Origin of the sequence: Leifsonia sp. PS1209, assembly GCF_012317045.1 — a bacterium.
Classification (GTDB): Bacteria; Actinomycetota; Actinomycetes; order Actinomycetales; family Microbacteriaceae; genus Leifsonia.
The window spans coordinates 3,011,375-3,027,693 of record NZ_CP051154.1; the positions used below are offsets into that span (position 1 = coordinate 3,011,375).

The window sequence follows — 16,319 nt, forward strand, 5'->3', positions numbered from 1 at the left end:
GGTGTTCGACCACCGACCAGAAAGGAGTCTACCCGATCGACGCCAGGATGCTCCGGCTGTCCTCGATCTCGATCAGCGGAGCGTACAGCGCCATAGCGTCGAGAGCTCGCCGATGGTCGGCGTCGGTCAGCCCGGCGCATCCATCGGCTGCCACGCGGATGTGCACACCCGCGTCCGCCGCCGGCAGCGCGGTGGAGAGCACGCAGCAGTCGGTGGACACGCCGGTCAGCACGATCTCGGTAGTCCCGCCGAGCGCCGCCTCCAGTCCCGGCCCCCACTTGCCGAACGTGGTCTCGGTGACCACCGCGTCCGCCCGTCCGGCGAACGTCGGCACCAGCTCGTAGAGCCTGTCGTCCTCCGGCACGAGCGCGAACGGCCACTGCTCGTAGTACGGCCCCCAGGCACCGACCGGATGCGCCGGGGCCACGAACCGCGTGAACACCACCCGTTCCCCGAAGGCGGGGAGCATCGACTCGATCACCGCGGCCGCCTCGGCGAACCGCGGGGTGAACCAGTCGCTGTCCTCGTCGCCGAACACGCGCTGCATGTCGACGACGACGAGCGTCGGCTCCGTCACCGCTCCTCCTGGCGGCGGATCGCGCCGCGCGAGAACAGAAGGGTGCCGAGGAAGCCGATCACGAGTGCGACGAGCACGCCGAGGTTGGCGTAGGCCCAGTCGCCCTGCGCGCCGCCGAGCCCGAACGGCCCGAGCAGATAGCCCTGCCAGGTGAGCCAGTTCGCCGAGGCGTTCGTGACGAGACCCCAGCCGATCCCCGTCCCGATCACGATGAGGGCGATGGGCAGCCAGCGCACGCTGCCGTACCGGCCGCGCCTGTCGTAGAGGTCGGCTTCTGCGTAGTCGCGCTTGCGCAGGCTGATGTCGGCCATGAAGATGCCGCACCAGGCAGCGATCGGAACACCGAGGGTGATCAGGAAACCTTGGAACGGCCCGAGGAAGTCGTTGGCGAAGAACACCACGTAGATCGCGCCGGCGGTCATGATCACCCCGTCGATCCCCGCCGCGACGTAGCGCGGCGCCCGGAGCCCGACGCTCAACAGGGCCAGTCCGGACGAGTAGATGTCGAGCACGGCGCCACCGACCAGGCCGAGGACCGCGACGATCACGAACGGCACCAGGAACCAGGTCGGCAGCAGGGAGGCGAGCGCACCGATCGGGTCCGCGGCGATGGCCGTGCTGAGCTTCTCCGACGAGCCGGCGAGCAGGATCCCGAACACCAGCAGGATGACGGGAGCCAGCGACGAGCCGAACGTCGTCCAGCCGACGACGCCGGAACTGCGCGCCGAACGCGGCAGATAGCGGGAGTAGTCCGCGGCGGCGTTCACCCAGCCCAGCCCGAACCCGGTCAGCATGAAGACGAAACCGCCGATCACGTGCGGGAGGTCGCCGGCGGGCAGCGCGGAGACGGCGCCGAGGTCGATGTGGCCGAGCACCAGGATGATGTAGAGCACGGTGAGCACGCCGGTGACGATGGTGATGATCATCTGCATGCGCATGATGAGGTGGAAGCCGATCACACCGCCGGCGATGATGAGCGCGGCCACGACGATGAGCGCCACCACCTTCGTGGCGACACCGCCCTCCCAGCCGAGCTGCGTTAACACCGTCGCCGTCGCCAGCACGGCGAGCGCGGTGAGCACGGTCTCCCAGCCGACCGTGAGCAGCCAGGACAGCACGGACGGCACCCTGTTGCCTTCGACGCCGAACATCGCGCGGCTGAGCACCATCGTCGGCGCAGAGCCGCGCTTGCCTGCGAGCGCGATGAACCCGCAGAACAGGAACGAGATCACGATGCCGACGATCCCGACGATCGTCGCCTGCCAGAACGAGATGCCGAAGCCGAGCAGGAACGAGCCGTAGCTGAGGCCGAACACCGAGACGTTCGCACCGAACCACGGCCAGAATAGATCACGCGGACGGCCCCGGCGTTCGCTCTCCTGGATGGTGTTGAGCCCGTTCAGCTCGACCCCGAGGCCGGTGGCCGGTGTCGTCGGGACGTCCGGGGTGTGCTCGCCCGTAGTGGTCATGCACCGATCCAACTTCACGTCGGTGGCCGCGTCAATGGCTGTGCACCTCCGCGCGTTCGGCAGCGGCCTGCGCAATCGCTAACCTAACAAGGTGACTCTCTCAGCCCCCGCATCCCCGCAGCCCAACCACTGGGTGCTCACGTTCAGCTGCGCAGACAAGCCGGGCATCGTGCACGCCGTCAGCGGCGCGATCGTCGCCGCGAGAGGCAACATCACCGAGAGCCAGCAGTTCGCGAGCACGGACACCGGCCGCTTCTTCATGCGCCTCCAGGTCGAGTCCGCCGCCGACCGCGCCGAGTTCGAGCGCGCTCTCGCTCCCGTCGTCGAGCAGTTCGGGATGCAGCACCGCGTCGACAACGTCGGCCGTCCGCTGCGTACGCTCGTCCTCGCATCCACTGCGGCGCACTGCCTCAACGACCTGCTGTTCCGCCAGCGCGCTGGCCAGCTGCCGATCGAGATCCCGCTCGTGCTGTCCAACCACGGAACCCTGCGCGACCTGGCCGGTTTCTACGGCGTCCCGTTCGAGTCCCGGCCCGTGGCGGATGCGGAGAGCAAGGCCGCGTTCGAGGCGCGCGTGCTCGAGGCCGTCGAGGAGCACGACATCGAGCTGGTGGTACTGGCCCGCTACATGCAGATCCTCTCCCCCGAGCTGTGCGAGCGCCTGACCGGCCGGGCCATCAACATCCACCACTCCTTCCTCCCCGGCTTCAAGGGCGCGAACCCGTACCGTCAGGCGCACGCCCGCGGTGTGAAACTGATCGGCGCCACGGCGCACTTCGTCACGAGCGACCTCGACGAGGGCCCGATCATCGAGCAGAACGTGGTCAGGGTCGACCACTCGCGCACCGTGCAGGAGCTGGTCGCGATCGGCCAGGACGAGGAGAGCCGCACGCTGACCCAGGCGGTCAAGTGGTTCGCCGAGGACCGCGTCCTCCTCGACGGCGCTCGCACGATCATCTTCCGCTAGGCGGGCACGGGATGCTGCGGCAATAGAATGTATTCCGTGACTTCCACGCAGCACCCGCAGAGCGAGACCAGGGTCGGGCCGAACGACGTCCTCCGGTTCGTTCTGGAACTCTTCGCGATCTTCACCCTCGGCTTCTGGGGCTTCGTTGCCTGGCCGCTGCCGTGGAACATCGTCGTCGGCATCCTCGCTCCGGCCGTCGCCATCGTGCTCTGGGCGCTGTTCCGCTCGCCGAAGGCCGTGCTGCACGTCGACCCGTTCGTCAAGGCGCTGGTCGAGATCGTCGTGTTCGCGTCGGCCGCCCTGGCCTGGTGGGACCTCGGCCAGCCCATCGTCGCCGGAGTGTTCGCGGTCGTCGCGACCGTGAGCGGCATCGTCAACGGACGCAAAGAGTTCTCGTGACCGGCCTCGTCGTCCACAACGCCCGCAAAGTGGATGCGGACGGGCTGGTCGACGACTTCTGGCTCGTCGTCGACGGCGACACCATCACTGCCACCGGCTCGGGCACCGGCTGGCACAGCGCGGCCCAGGGCGGCGGCCGAGAGGTGGTCGACGCCGGAGGGCACTGGCTCACGCCGGGCTTCATCGACCTGCACTGCCATGGCGGCGGCGGCCACCCGTTCGACGACGGTCCGGAGCAGATGCTCGCCGGTCTCGCCACGCACAGAGCGCACGGCACGACACGCTCGCTCGTCTCCCACGTCGCCAACCCACTCGCCTCACTGCGCGAGAGCCTGTCCATCGTCGCCGACCTCGCGGCCGGCGACCCTCTCGTGCTCGGCTCCCACCTGGAGGGCCCGTTCCTGGCGCCGGAGCGCCGGGGTGCGCACGACGCCGCCTTCCTGCGTGAGCCGGGCCCCGAGATGGTCGAGGAGCTGATCGGCGCCGCCCGCGGCACGATGCGCGTCGCGACCATCGCCCCCGAGCTGCCGAACGCGCTGGAGTCGATCGGTGTGCTCATCGAGGCCGGTGTCGTGGTCGGCGTCGGCCACACGGCGGCCGACTACGCCCAGGCCACCCGCGCGTTCGAGGTCGGCGCCCGGCTTCTCACGCACGCGTTCAACGCGATGAACGGCATCCATCACCGCGCGCCCGGCCCCGTCGTGGCCGCGTTCGAGAACCCCGACGTGACCCTTGAGCTCATCCTCGACGGTCTGCACGTGCATCCATCGGTCGCCAGGCTCGCCTTCGACGAGGCGCGTGGACGCGTCGCCCTGGTCACCGACGCGATGGCCGCCGCGGGCGCCAGCGACGGTGACTACCGCCTCGGCGGCCTCAACGTCTCCGTGCGCAACGGTCTCGCGGTGCTCTCCGGCACGGAGACCATCGCCGGCTCGACGCTCACCCAGGATGTCGCCCTCCGGAACGCCATCACTCTCGCCGGCCTCGAGCCTGTCAAGGCGGTCGAAGCGGTGACGCTCACCCCCGCGCGGGTGCTGGGCGACGGCCACCGGTTCGGGCGGCTGCGCGCCGGCTACGCGGCGGACGCCGTGATCCTCGACCACGAGTGGACCGTCCGCCGCGTCTTCGCGGCCGGCAGCACCATCGCCGACGCAGCCAGCGCAGCCGACGCCCGCTAGAGCTTCTGCCAGGCCGGCTTGTTCGCGTACGCGTACCGGTAGTAGTCGATGTTCTTCAGGCGGGACGCCGCAGCCTCGTCGACCAGGACGGTCACGTGCGGGTGCAGCTGGATCGCCGATCCGGGGTTGCTGGCGGAGACGGGTCCCTCGACGGCACCGGCGACGGCGTCCGCCTTGCCTTCGCCGAAGGCGAGCAGCAGCAGGTGGCGCGCGCGCAGGATGGTCGACAGCCCCTGCGTGATGCAGTGCATCGGCACGTCCGCCTCGGAGTCGAAGAAGCGCGCGTTGTCTTTGCGCGTCTGCTCGGTGAGCGTCTTCACGCGGGTGATGGAGGCGAACGACGAGCCAGGCTCGTTGAATCCGATGTGGCCGTCCGTGCCGATGCCGAGGATCTGCACATCCACCCCTCCGGATTCGGCGATCGCCTTCTCGTAGTCGGCACCGGCGTGCTCGATCGTGTCGATGTTCCCGTTGGGGACGTGGATGAGCGACGGCGTGAGACCGAGCGGCTCCACGACCTCCCTGCTGATCACCGCGCGGTAGCTCTCCGGGTGGCCGTCCGGGAGCCCGACGTACTCGTCGAGCGCGTACCCGCGGACGTGCGACACGTCGACCCCTGCCGTCTGCACCTTCGCCGCCAGCGCGCGGTAGAGCGCGAGGGGCGTCGATCCTGTCGCCAGGCCGAGCACGGCATCCGGCTTGGTGGAGATCAGGTCGAGGATGCTCTGCGCAGCGAGCTCCCCCGCTGCTGCCTGATCGGGGACGACGACGATTTCAGCCACTGAGTTTCTCTCCTACGAGGGCAGCACCGAGTGCCGCGACGGGTGAATCTTCCGGGACGAGGCGCACGCGGTCCTGCAGCGAGAGCGACGCCAGGAACGGCGAGCTCGTCGACCAGGATTCGAGCACTTCGTGGACGTCGCACAGCAGTCGGTCCCCGAGATGACTGAGGCCGCCGCCGATCACGACGGAGTCGACGTCGACGGTCAGCACGAGAACACGGACAGCTGATGCGATGCCCTCTGCAAGCCTAGCCTTGATCGCCCGCGCGTTCCGGTCGCCGTCCGCCGCGGCGGCGAACAGTGCGCGAACGGGCAGTGGGTCGTCGGTCTTCCACTGCCGGGCGACGCCGGATCCGCTCGCGACCGTCTCCAGGCAGCCACGCTGGCCGCAGGCGCAGAGCACGCCGTTCGGATCGACGGGGATGTGCCCGATCTCGCCGGCGATGCCTCCCCTCCCCCGCCACAGCCGTCCGTCGACCACGATCCCCGCCGCCATCCCCGTGCCGAGGTTGAGGTAGGCCATCGTGCCGTCGAGGCCGAGCAGATGGTACGCGCCGAGGGCCGCGGCCTTCACGTCGTTCTCGATGCGGACGCCGACGCCGAGCCTGCCGGCGAGCTCCCCGCCGAGTTCGAGTCCCTCCAACCCCAGGTTCACCGCGTGCGCGACGTGACCGGATGCGTTGTCGACCAGCCCGGGGATGCCGATGCCGATCGAGTCGAACCCGGTCGCGGACAGGCCGGTCAGCTCGCCGATCCTGGACACAGCGGCCACGGCGGTCTCGACGACCGCCGTCGACCCGAAGCCGGTGGCCAGCCTGACCCGCTGCGCGAGCGATCCGGAGGCGTCGACGGCGACCGCATCGGTCTTGGTGCCACCGATGTCGATGCCGAGTCTCACGAGCCGGAGCCGAGCAGGTCGAGGAGCGCCCGGCCGACGAGCCTGGATGCGCCGAACGTCGCGATGTCCGCGTACGCTCGGTCGTCGCTCGGCCAGCCCATGTCGACCACGAGCACGCTGTCCCGTTCGGCGCGCAGCCGGTCGATGGCCTCCCTGGCGAACGCGTGCCGGTGATTGTCCTTGCCGATCACCAGCACGGGCGACTGTGCGGCGAGCACCAGCTCGGGATGGTCGCCCTCGGTGAACACGACGGTCGGATTCGCCGCGAACGCCGCGGCGAACGCGGACTCAGGATCGGCCGCCACCTCGGCGAACGGGCCCCACGGAGCCACGCCGACGGCGATGTTCGCGACCGTGTCGATGCGGACGACGGAGCAGCGGCCCCGGTTGGCGCGCATCCACTCGGCGGCGTGCTCGGAGATGTCGAAGGTGCTGATCGCGACGACGACGTCCGTCGGGTCGAGCCGCCCTGCTGGGGCGTCGGCCGGGATGGGCACGGCCGCCTGCTCGGCGCGGAGCTCTGCGGTCAGCGCGAGCACCCGCGCGGCAGCCTCGTCCACCCTGGCCTCCGCCAGCCGGCCGGATTCGACAGCGGCGACGATCGCGTCCTCGATCTCGGCGAGCTGGTCGTCCGTGTTCTCCGTGCCGATGCACAGCAGGTCGCAGCCGGCGGCGAGCGCCAGGACGGCGGCCTCCGGGATGCCGCGATCCCCGCTCGCGCCCTTCATGTCGAGCGCGTCGCTGACGACGACGCCCTGGAACCCGAGTTCCCGGCGAAGCAGGCCCTCGATGATCGTCGGGCTCAACGTCGCCGGCCGCTCCGCATCCAGCTGCGGGAGCAGGATGTGCGAGGTCATGATCGTGCGCGCCCCCGCCTCGATGACGGCGCGGAACGGCAGCAGCTCCCGCTCGCGCAGCTGATCGACGTCGAGGTCGACCTCGGGGAGCACCAGGTGCGAGTCCTGGGCCGTGTCCCCGTGGCCGGGGAAGTGCTTGGCGCAGACCGCGACGCCCGCCGACTGCAGCCCGCGCGTCCACGCTGCGCTCTGCTCGGCCACCAGCTCGGGCGACGAGCCGAAGCTGCGCACGCCGATCACCGGGTTGTCCGGGTTGGAGTTGATGTCCACATCCGGGGCGAAGTCGAGGTTACAGCCGGCTCTGCGCAGCTCCCAGCCCACCCGGCGAGCGACCTGCTCTGTGTATCCGGGGTTGCCGAGCCTGCCGAGGACCGCGTTGCCCGGGTACGGCGAGCCCGTCTCGTAGTAGAGGCGGGTGACGTCGCCGCCCTCCTCGTCGATCGCGACGACCGCATCCGGGTTGGCGGCGTAGATCGCGTCGGTGAGCGCGCGGAGCTGCTCGATGGATGCGACGTTCTGGCCGAACACGCACACCCCGCCGAGACCGGCGCGCAGCCGAGCTGCGAGCCAGTCCGGCAGTGTGGTGCCCACGAAACCGGGAACAAGGGTCGCAGCGATCCGCCGGCGCAGGCCCGCGCTCGCTTCTCCCGGTTCTGTGGTGTCCTGCTGCTCGGCGATGCCCGGCCGGCTCACCCCTTCACCGCCCCGCTGACCAGACCGCTGGTCATGCGGCCCTGCACGAAGAGGAAGAAGATGATCACGGGAACCGCCACGAGGGTCGACGCCGCCATCACCTGTCCCCAGTCCGTCGCGCGGGACGCCGACTGCTGGATGAAGCCGCGCAGCCACAGCGGGAGCGTCTGGCTGGAGTTCTCCTGCAGGATCACGAGCGCGACCGTGAACTCGTTCCACGCCTGGAGGAACGCGTACACCCCGGATGCGACGAGCCCGGGCGCGAGCAGCGGGAACGTGATGCGCATGAACGCCTGGGTGCGGCTGAGCCCGTCGACCATCGCCGCCTCTTCGAGGTCGGCGGGGATGCCGGCGACGAAGCCGCGGAGCATCCAGATGGTGAACGGCACGACGGCGGCGATGTAGATGATGCTCACACCGACGACCGTGTTCAGCAGGTTGAGGCTGCCCATCAGCTTGTACTGGGCGATGAACAGACCCTCGGCCGGCAGCATCTGGATGAGCAGGACGGCCAGCACGAACGACTTGCGTCCGCGGAACTTGAACCGGCTGATCGCGAGGGCTGCGAGGAACGCGAACACGATGCAGAACACGACGGTCACGACGGCGATGATGAGGCTCATCCCGAGTGCGGGGAAGAACGTGCCTCCGTTGATGACCTCGGCGAAGTTGTCGAACGAGCCGCCGAACGGCAGCCAGGTCGGCTTGGTGTTCTGCAGGACGACGTTGGGCAGGAGGGACGAGTTGACCATCCAGTAGACCGGGAAGACCCAGATCAGCGAGACGACGACGCCGACGATCCCCAGAACGACGCGAGACGGCTTGATCCTGTGTTTGCTTCCGGCTGCCAAGCGTTCGGCTGGCGCCTCACGCGTTGCCGATGTGCTGGTCACGATTCGTCCTCCTTGAGCAGGTTGCGCACGTAGAACCAGCTGATCGCGATGGTCAGGATGAGCACGAAGACGCTGACGGCGCTGGCCATCGCGAAGTCGCTCGATCCGACGCCGAGCTGGTAGATGTACGTGCCGAGCAGGTTGGTCTCACTGGCGATCGATCCCTTGTCCTGCAGCAGACGGATCTGGGTGAAGACGCGCAGGTCCCAGATGATCTGCAGCAGCAGCACGATGCCGAGGACGGGGCGGATCATCGGAAGGATGATGAAGCGGAGGCGCTGGAAGCCTTTCGCGCCGTCCATCTGCGCCGCCTCGAGCACCTCGCCGGAGACCTGCGTGAGGCCGGCGAAGACGGAGAACGCCACGAACGGGACGCTCATCCAGACCACGATGATCATGGCGACGAAGAAGAAGGAGAGCGGGTTCTGCAGCCAGTTGTGGTTCTGGAAGTCGAGGCCCCACGAGGTGAGCGTGTAGTTCACGATGCCGCGGCGCCAGTCGAACAGCCAGTTCCAGACCGTCATCGCTGCGACGACCGGCATGGCCCACGCCAGCAGCATCGAGATCTGGATGATGATGCGCACGGCCTTGTTGACGGCGTTCATCAGCAGCGCCATTCCGACGCCGATCACCACGGTCACGGCGGCCGTGACCAGGCAGAACGCGATCGAGCGCGCGACGACGACCCACATGTACGGGTCGGAGAACAGCGTGATGTAGTTCTCGAACCACACGAACGGCGCGGGCTGGCCGAACTGCTGGGCGAGTCCGAAGCTCTGCATCGACGTGATGAGCTGCCACACGATCGGGTAGCCGAGCGCGAGGATGAGGATCGCGACCGAGGGGATGAGCAGCGCGTACGGGGTGAACTGGAACCTGCGCTTGCGGGGCGCCGGGGCGTCGGGGCGCCCGTCCCTGGCTGTGGCCTGGGCGGCATCCTGTGTGGTCGTCACGTCTGTCCTCCTTCCTGGGAGAGGGTCTGGTGCTGGGGAAAAGTATGGGGGCAGGCCCAGGGGCGCGGAAGGTGTATCCCGCGCCCCCGGCCTGCTCGGTGTTTCTGGTGGTGCTGTACTACTTACCGGTCTTGACGTTCATCAGAGCGTCGAGCTTGGTGTTGTACTCCTGCGCGAGGCTCTTGAGATCGGTCGAGTCCTTGATCTTGCTGAAGAACTCTTCCATCACGTTGCCCGCCTCGACGGACGCCCATCCGGGAGCCGCCGGGGTCAGCTTCGAGTTCGACGCGGACTCGATGAGAGCCTTCGCGAACTGGTCGTCGCCGAGCGAGGAGGTGTACTTGCTGTTCGCCGGTCCCAGGCCGTTCTTGCCGAGCATCTCCTGGTAGTCCTTGGAGAAGATGATCTTCATGAGCGTCTTGGAGAGGCCGGGGTTCTTGGTCTTGGCCGAGATCCCGATGTTGGAGCCACCGGCGAACACCGGAGCCGGCTTGCCGTCGTTGCCCGGCAGCACGAACGTTCCGAACGTGTTGTCGTTCCAGGTGCGGACGACCTTGCCATCCTTGGTGGATGCGTCGCCGATCGACCAGTGCGCCCATCCGGGAGCCATGATCGTCGCGGCGGCGAGCGACGTGTCAGCCGTCTTGTTGCCGTCGGCGCCCACGGTCTGGTCGCTGTCGTTCAGGTAGATGTACTGGTTCGAGTCCTTGGCGTCGTTCGGAGCCTTGGAGGCGTTCTTGTACAGGTCCTGCAGCTGCTGGAGACCCTTGAGCGAGCCCTCGGAGTCCAGCGTGGCGACCCACTTGCCGTCCTTCTTCTTCGCGATGTCCCCGCCGTTGGCGAAGATCCACGAGATGCCGTTGCGCCAGTCCTGACCGCCGAGGTAGAAGCCGGAGAAGTCCGCGATCCCCTTCGGGTTCTTGGCCGTGATGGTGGCGACGTCGGTGTTGAACTGGTCGAGCGTGGTGGGCACGGAGACCCCGGCGGCCGACCAGACGTCCTTGCGGTAGAACGCGTACCGCGAACCGAAGTAGTACGGGAGGGTGTACTTCTTGCCGTCGACCTCACCGGCTGCGACGAAGGACTGCAGCAGGTCGTCGCCGCCGAGGTCCTTGTACATGTCGGAGATGTCGAGGAACGCACCCACGTTGGTGAAGGTCGGCGACTGGGTGTTGCCGATCTCGGTCACATCCGGGGTGTTGTTCGCGTCGGGGAGCGACGTCGTCAGCTTGGTGACGATGTCTCCCCAGTCCTGCTGCTGGATGTTGAGGGTCGCGCCGGTCTCCTTCTTGAATTCGTCCTTGAGGTAGGTACGAAGAGCATCCGGAGTATCGGCGCCGACGAGCCACAGGGTGACCGTCTTGCCCTTGCCGTCTGTGCTCGGGGCGGTTCCTCCGCCGGAGGCGCATCCCGCGAGCACGAGAGCGGAAGCTGTAGCCACAGCGGCGAGGCCGACGAGCTTTCTCTTCATTGCACTGTCCTTTCGTAGTGAATGGGGCTTTCTTGGGTGGTCAGTGTGTGCGATTGCCACACCGTGGTGCTGGGGTCGTGGTGGTTCGTGTTCGGGCGGTGCTGTGTTACGAGACCCCGAGTTGTCCGGAGAGGACGAGTACGGCCGCGCCGCGCAGGACGATGTCCTGCCCGAGCGTGGTCATCCGGAGCGTGAGCGTGGCGTGGTTCTCGGCCATGGTCCTGTTCCGGAGCGTGTGGATGGTCGCCTCAGCGAGAGGGCCATCGAGCAGGGTGGTCGGGCCGCTGAGGACGATCTCCGACAGGTTGAGGGCGCCGACGACGGGCGCGAGGGCGATGCCGAGCCGCTGTCCGGCTTCGCGCAGGATGGGCGTCGCATCCGACCCGGACGCCTCCGCCTCGCGGATGCGCTGCTGCAGGCGGGGCACGCTGAGCCAGTGCTCGAGCACCTGGTCGCGGTTGTACGTGGTCTCGAGCCCGAGGTCGGTGCCGACCATGACCTGGCCGATCTCGCCGGCGGCGAAGCGGCTGCCGTAGACGAGGGCGCCCGCGACGATCAGACCGGCCCCGATGCCGTGCCCGACGGTGATGAGCATGAGGTCGCCCGCCGCATCCCCGTAGCCGTGCTCGGCGAGGACGGCGACGTTGGCGTCGTTGGCGACCACCACGGGAAGTCCGGTGCGCTCGTGCAGCCGCTGCTGCACCCGCTCGTCGACCCAGCCGAGGTTCGGCGCGGTCAGCACGGTGCCGCTCAGGTCGACGACACCCGGCGATCCGACGCCGACGCCCAGGATGGGGGCGGTCGCCGCGCCGATGAGCGCGTCGACCAGCTCGGCCACCTTCGCGAACGCGGCCTCACCGGTGGCGCCGTCGAGCGGAACATCCGCCCGGTGCAGGATGCCGCCGTCGATGTCCAGCACGGCGCCGCGAAACATGGCGTGGTCGCTGAGGTCGACGCCGACGATCTGGTAGGCGGTCCTGTTGATGTCGAGCAGCACGGCGGGCTTGCCAGGACGGGCGGACTCGCGCTGGCCGAGCTCGACGACGAGCCCCTCCGCCAGCAGTTCGGCGACCAGGTCGGAGACGGTGACGCGGGTCAGCCCGGTCTCCCGTGCGATGTCGGCGCGGCTGCGCTCCCCCGCCCGGTACAACGTCTGCAGCACCAGCGAACGATTGTGGCTGCGGGCGTGCTCCGGAAGCACCTTCGCACTGGGGCGGAGTGCCCGGCCCGGCGCGAACCCGCGAAGCGCCGGGGTCGGCTGCGCCTGCGCATCCACGGCCAGGGCCGCGGTGCCTCGCTGCACATCCGTCGCGTTCATGTTTGTTAGTAAAGCTTACGAACAAAAGACGCGCAAGTCTTCAGCCCGATTTGGTGCGGTGTTTACCGAGTCGTAACAAACGGGACTATCGGCGCTTGCGGCGGCGGGCGAGGTTGAGCGCGAGTCCTGCGGAGAAGCCGACGAGCGCGGTGGCGACCGCGACGAACGTCAACGTGGCGCCTGTCTCCATCAGGGCTATCGAGGACGGCGTTGCGATACCGATGGCGATGAACACCAGTCCTGCCAGCTGGACGGGGACTGCGATACCGAGGATCGAACTGCTCAGCCAGTTGTATCTGATGTCAGCTTTGGTCAGCCGCATTCCGTAACCCTGACCGACCTACTGCGCCCAGCACACGAAGCCGGCCATGGCAGCCTCAATTCCTGTCCCATTCTTCGAGCACTGATCCATGGACCACGCACTGTACCCAGCGAGAGCCCCACCGAGCGCCACAGCCCCGCCAGCGAACACCGCACCCGCCAGCGACGTGAGGATTGCGGCAATCGCAGCCGCACCCGCGCCACCGGTCAGGGCGATCACTACCCGAGCCGTTATGCACGAATCCATGCGAATGTGGTTGCCCCAGATGTCGATCCACCAGCTATTTTGCCCACGGCACGACCCGCGCTCCAGCATCGATGACGAGAGCCCTCGCGCGTCGATGTGAAAATCCGCCGGTGCGGCCTCGACCCGACCACTGCCCAGGATGACGCCCGTTGCATAGTCCCTCACCAACCCGTCGGGCACTCCGGAGGCGACCGCGCGTGCGTAGTCGAAGACCAGGACACCCCCAGACCGCGAGGATGCATCGGCAATCTGCTCCGCGAATTCCTCCAGCTGGCGCACCTGCGCCTGGATCTCTGGCGCCGACAGGTCGGCGTGGATACCGAGGGCCTCGGTGGGGCTGCCCGCGATCGGTCGCTCCGCGGCGGTTGCCGTTGTGGGCACCATCACGGAAAGGATGACGCCGACGGCGAGGGTGGTCACGATCTTCCGGAAACGCAATTGTTCCCCTTTCCCTAGGTTGAGGGAAAGTCAGCCACACCTTTCACGCCGGCGATACGGCATGCATTTGTAACATATTGCGATATCGCCACGCGCCCACCGCACCGCCGCCCGCCGATCACTCGTCGTAGCAGATGCCCAGGGTGTCGAGCCGACCATCGACGACGGCCGGGCCTCCGACGATGGTGATGCTGTTCACGCCGGTGGCGAACCCACGCGCGAGGGCGTGAGGCACGCAGCCGGACGTGAACGCATACACGGGAGCGTGTTGCGCGGCGGCGAGCACGGCTCCGCTCATCGCATCGGGGAAATCCAGCCCGGATGCGATGAACGCCGACGTGGCGTGCGGGAACGCCGACGTGGCCAGAGCGACGGACGTCGCGAAGCGGTCGGCGCCGGCGACCCGCGTGGCCGGGGCGAGCTTTCCGAGGGCGGCGAGGACCGTATCCGGAACAGCACTCCGTCCGCCGACCACCACGATCCGCGCCGGATGAAGGCGGGTGATCGCCGCAGCAGTGGATGCGGAGACACCGGGCGACGCCGGATCGACGAGCAGCAGCGGGTCGCCGCCCGAGCCTGCCGCCGCCCCGGCCCCGAGCGCGTCGGGGAACGCCGCGCCCGAGGCGATGTACACGGTGTTCGCAGAGTGGAACACCGCTCCCACCAGTGTGTTCGCCGTCTCGTACCTGGTGGCTCCCGACCGGCGTTGCACCGTCGCTGTCGGCAGAAGCGCGCGCACCGACCGCTCGACGGCGGAGCCGATCGACGATGTCCCTCCCGCGATGACGACGCGCGTGGGCGCCAGGGCTTTCAGTTCGGCAGCGGTGGCCGTCGGCAGACCACCCGGCGTCGTGAGGAGCAGCGCTGCGTGCTCGGCTGCCGCGGCCGGTCCCGCCGCGAGCGCGTCGGGGAAGTTCGTCCCTGCCGCCAGGTAGACGACGGAGGTGTGGGAGGGGAAGGCTCGCTTCGCCACCGCGACCGCCGTCTCGTACCGGTCGTCCCCCGCCAGCCTGGTCACGGTGGCAGGAGAGAGCGTGTCGATCGTCGTCACCCCGGACGGGAGAGCGGCGATCTGCTCCCACGGGCCGTCGGCGCTGACACCCCACGCACCCACGTACGCGCGCGGGTCCGTGACGATGGCGCGCTCCGACGCGATCGAGCCATCCATACGGTACTGGCGCCCTCCACCTTTCCCCCAGAGGGTGCCGTCCTGCTCAAGGTCGATTCCATCCCCGTCGGCGAATCGGGTGATGTGCCCGTCCTCGCTGACCGCGTAAACACCCAATTGCGCCGGGCTCGAATCGGGTTGGGCCACCAGGATCGTGTGCGTGCCAGGCAGCCAGAGCGAGGGGTACACACTATCGACCGGCTCCGCGAAAACCGGATGCCACGACGGCATACCGAGGCGGTGCAGCATCGTGTGACGCGCGTCAACCGGGGTCGCGTAGAAGCCCTGCCCGCCCGTTTGCACGAGGTGCGCGGCGTTCGTGGCGATCGTTGTCGCGGAGCCGTCCGCGTTGACGCGTTCGATCGTGTCGCCCGATGCCGTTGTGAAGTTGAAGTATTCGACCCCGTCGGCCTGGAAGGGGCGCGCGAGCTCCGGCGCATCGACCGTGACCGTGTGCCCGTCAGGGAACATCCCGATCATGCCGTGGTACAGGAAGAACGCCCAGGCGCTCCCCGCAGGACCGTTCGCGGACGGGGTGTACTGATCGATCATCGGCGCATCGCCCGTGTGCTCGAATCGCGTCTGCGTCCCGTCTGGTGCTATCCGCACCGCCGCCCAGCCGACGGGGTGGAATTGGATCACCCACGCCGCACCATCGTCGGCCGCGACGATTCCTGTGTCGGCGCCCCCCTGAATCGGGAACGTCGCGAACGAACCGTCCGGTGTCACGCGTGCGACCACCGCCGGAACGCTCGACTCCAGCCACAGCGAATGGTCGACCCCTGTCGCCGTCGCCACCCGTCTCCAGTCGATGCCGGCGGGGAGCGCGTGGGTCACCAGCGCCCCGTGCACGACGGTCTTCAACGCGGACCCGTCCACCCACCACGGCTGGCCGCCTGGACCGCTGAGCAGAGGGGTGTCCGGGGGCATCGTCGTCCCAGGAACCGGGACGGGCATCGCCACGTCCGTCGTCGTTGCCTGATCGGCAGCCTGCGCGGCGGGAGCCGTCGACAGCGCCGCGAGCGGCACGCCGCCGACGATCACCGCCGCGACGATCCCGACCCGCATCCACCTGTGTCGCCGAGCTGCCATGATGCCCCCATCGCCCGCACCGTGCGGCCCCGTTCAATCTAGCGGCACGGAAGGGCGCCCGTGCACCAAGCGACTACGCGCACTCCTTCTGCACCGCGGTGAACTTCGCGGCCAGCTCCTGCGCCTTCGACGTGATCTGGTTCACGTCGATGCTCGCGGGGTCCTTCATCACGCCCTTGAGGTAGGTCGAGTACGCGTGGACAGCCGTGGATGCGTCGCTCGTCAGGGCCTTGACCTTCTCGTTGGTGACCTTGGCGTCGAGGTCGGCGACCTTCTGGTCGACCTGGTCGAGGACGGCGAGGGACTTGGCCGGGTCGTCCGTCGAGACCTGGCTCTGCAGGGAGGCGACGTCGGTCAGGCCGCCCTTCACGATGGCGCAGGCGGCGTCGTGGGTCTGGTTCGAGGCCTGAGCGGCCTTCGTCTGGGTCGGCGACGGGCTGGCGCTCGGGGCTGGACCGGACGTGCATCCTGCCAGCGCGACGGCTGCGATGATGGCGGCCGACACGGCCAGAGACGATCGGATGGCGTTTCCCACGGTTCCCCCTCGGATTCCGTTCCCCCGCGATGGCGGAACGCGACACCACGATACAGAAAGGCC

Annotated in this window: 16 protein-coding genes; 3 read left to right on the forward strand and 13 right to left on the reverse strand. The window is 68.5% G+C overall.

Annotated features, from left to right (window positions below):
* Positions 1-28 precede the first annotated feature (28 nt).
* Together HF024_RS14325 and HF024_RS14330 are read right to left on the reverse strand one after the other, a co-directional pair.
* Positions 29-577: a cysteine hydrolase gene (locus tag HF024_RS14325; RefSeq protein ID WP_085370177.1), complete on the reverse strand. Its 549-nt coding sequence runs from the start codon at positions 575-577 to the stop codon at positions 29-31.
* The gene (locus HF024_RS14330; protein ID WP_168689989.1) at positions 574-2,046 is read right to left on the reverse strand and encodes a cytosine permease; all 1,473 of its coding nucleotides are present in this window, start codon (positions 2,044-2,046) and stop codon (positions 574-576) included. Before HF024_RS14330 ends, HF024_RS14325 begins: the two co-directional genes overlap by 4 nt.
* 91 nt (positions 2,047-2,137) lie before the next feature.
* Here HF024_RS14330 and purU point away from each other — a divergent pair, with 91 nt between their 5' ends.
* The 3 genes from purU to nagA are packed head-to-tail and all read left to right on the forward strand — an operon-like array spanning position 2,138 to position 4,590.
* Positions 2,138-3,013 carry a formyltetrahydrofolate deformylase gene (gene purU, locus HF024_RS14335; RefSeq protein ID WP_085370179.1) on the forward strand — a complete coding sequence of 292 codons (876 nt, stop codon included), beginning with the start codon at positions 2,138-2,140 and terminating at the stop codon, positions 3,011-3,013.
* 36 nt (positions 3,014-3,049) lie between these two features.
* Positions 3,050-3,412, forward strand: coding sequence for a YrdB family protein (locus HF024_RS14340; RefSeq protein ID WP_247597128.1), 363 nt, complete (start codon positions 3,050-3,052; stop codon positions 3,410-3,412).
* On the forward strand, positions 3,409-4,590 hold the full coding sequence (nagA, locus tag HF024_RS14345) for an N-acetylglucosamine-6-phosphate deacetylase (protein WP_168689990.1): 1,182 nt from the start codon (positions 3,409-3,411) through the stop codon (positions 4,588-4,590). The genes HF024_RS14340 and nagA overlap by 4 nt, the downstream gene beginning before the upstream one ends.
* Here nagA and nagB read toward each other — a convergent pair.
* The 11 genes from nagB to HF024_RS14400 form a co-directional block, all read right to left on the reverse strand.
* Positions 4,587-5,372, reverse strand: coding sequence for a glucosamine-6-phosphate deaminase (gene nagB, locus HF024_RS14350; RefSeq protein ID WP_085370183.1), 786 nt, complete (start codon positions 5,370-5,372; stop codon positions 4,587-4,589). The genes nagA and nagB overlap by 4 nt on opposite strands.
* Entirely contained in the window at positions 5,365-6,270 is a 906-nt protein-coding gene (locus tag HF024_RS14355) for an ROK family protein (RefSeq protein ID WP_168689991.1), read from the reverse strand. The genes nagB and HF024_RS14355 overlap by 8 nt, the downstream gene beginning before the upstream one ends.
* A complete protein-coding gene (locus tag HF024_RS14360; protein ID WP_247597129.1) occupies positions 6,267-7,718 on the reverse strand; it encodes a glycoside hydrolase family 3 protein in 1,452 nt (483 codons plus the stop codon). Before HF024_RS14360 ends, HF024_RS14355 begins: the two co-directional genes overlap by 4 nt.
* 98 nt (positions 7,719-7,816) lie before the next feature.
* Positions 7,817-8,713, reverse strand: coding sequence for a carbohydrate ABC transporter permease (locus HF024_RS14365; protein WP_168689992.1), 897 nt, complete (start codon positions 8,711-8,713; stop codon positions 7,817-7,819).
* A complete protein-coding gene (locus tag HF024_RS14370) occupies positions 8,710-9,666 on the reverse strand; it encodes a sugar ABC transporter permease (protein WP_168689993.1) in 957 nt (318 codons plus the stop codon). The genes HF024_RS14365 and HF024_RS14370 overlap by 4 nt, the downstream gene beginning before the upstream one ends.
* A gap of 118 nt (positions 9,667-9,784) precedes the next feature.
* On the reverse strand, positions 9,785-11,137 hold the full coding sequence (locus tag HF024_RS14375; RefSeq protein ID WP_168689994.1) for an extracellular solute-binding protein: 1,353 nt from the start codon (positions 11,135-11,137) through the stop codon (positions 9,785-9,787).
* A gap of 106 nt (positions 11,138-11,243) precedes the next feature.
* Positions 11,244-12,455 carry an ROK family transcriptional regulator gene (locus HF024_RS14380; protein ID WP_168689995.1) on the reverse strand — a complete coding sequence of 404 codons (1,212 nt, stop codon included), beginning with the start codon at positions 12,453-12,455 and terminating at the stop codon, positions 11,244-11,246.
* Positions 12,456-12,540: 85 nt separating this feature from the next.
* On the reverse strand, positions 12,541-12,777 hold the full coding sequence (locus tag HF024_RS14385; protein ID WP_168689996.1) for a hypothetical protein: 237 nt from the start codon (positions 12,775-12,777) through the stop codon (positions 12,541-12,543).
* A gap of 18 nt (positions 12,778-12,795) precedes the next feature.
* A complete protein-coding gene (locus tag HF024_RS14390; RefSeq protein WP_168689997.1) occupies positions 12,796-13,443 on the reverse strand; it encodes a hypothetical protein in 648 nt (215 codons plus the stop codon).
* A gap of 136 nt (positions 13,444-13,579) precedes the next feature.
* On the reverse strand, positions 13,580-15,721 hold the full coding sequence (locus HF024_RS14395) for a cell wall-binding repeat-containing protein (RefSeq protein ID WP_168689998.1): 2,142 nt from the start codon (positions 15,719-15,721) through the stop codon (positions 13,580-13,582).
* 73 nt (positions 15,722-15,794) lie between these two features.
* Positions 15,795-16,256 carry a hypothetical protein gene (locus HF024_RS14400; protein ID WP_168689999.1) on the reverse strand — a complete coding sequence of 154 codons (462 nt, stop codon included), beginning with the start codon at positions 16,254-16,256 and terminating at the stop codon, positions 15,795-15,797.
* Positions 16,257-16,319: the final 63 nt, after the last annotated feature.

Coding starts and splice junctions, on each gene's coding strand:
- HF024_RS14375 (WP_168689994.1), bottom strand. CDS start 11,137: ATGAAGAGAAAGCTCGTCGGCCTCGCCGCTGTGGCTACAGCTTCCGCT.
- HF024_RS14385 (WP_168689996.1), bottom strand. CDS start 12,777: ATGCGGCTGACCAAAGCTGACATCAGATACAACTGGCTGAGCAGTTCG.
- HF024_RS14330 (WP_168689989.1), bottom strand. CDS start 2,046: ATGACCACTACGGGCGAGCACACCCCGGACGTCCCGACGACACCGGCC.
- HF024_RS14395 (WP_168689998.1), bottom strand. CDS start 15,721: ATGGCAGCTCGGCGACACAGGTGGATGCGGGTCGGGATCGTCGCGGCG.
- HF024_RS14380 (WP_168689995.1), bottom strand. CDS start 12,455: ATGAACGCGACGGATGTGCAGCGAGGCACCGCGGCCCTGGCCGTGGAT.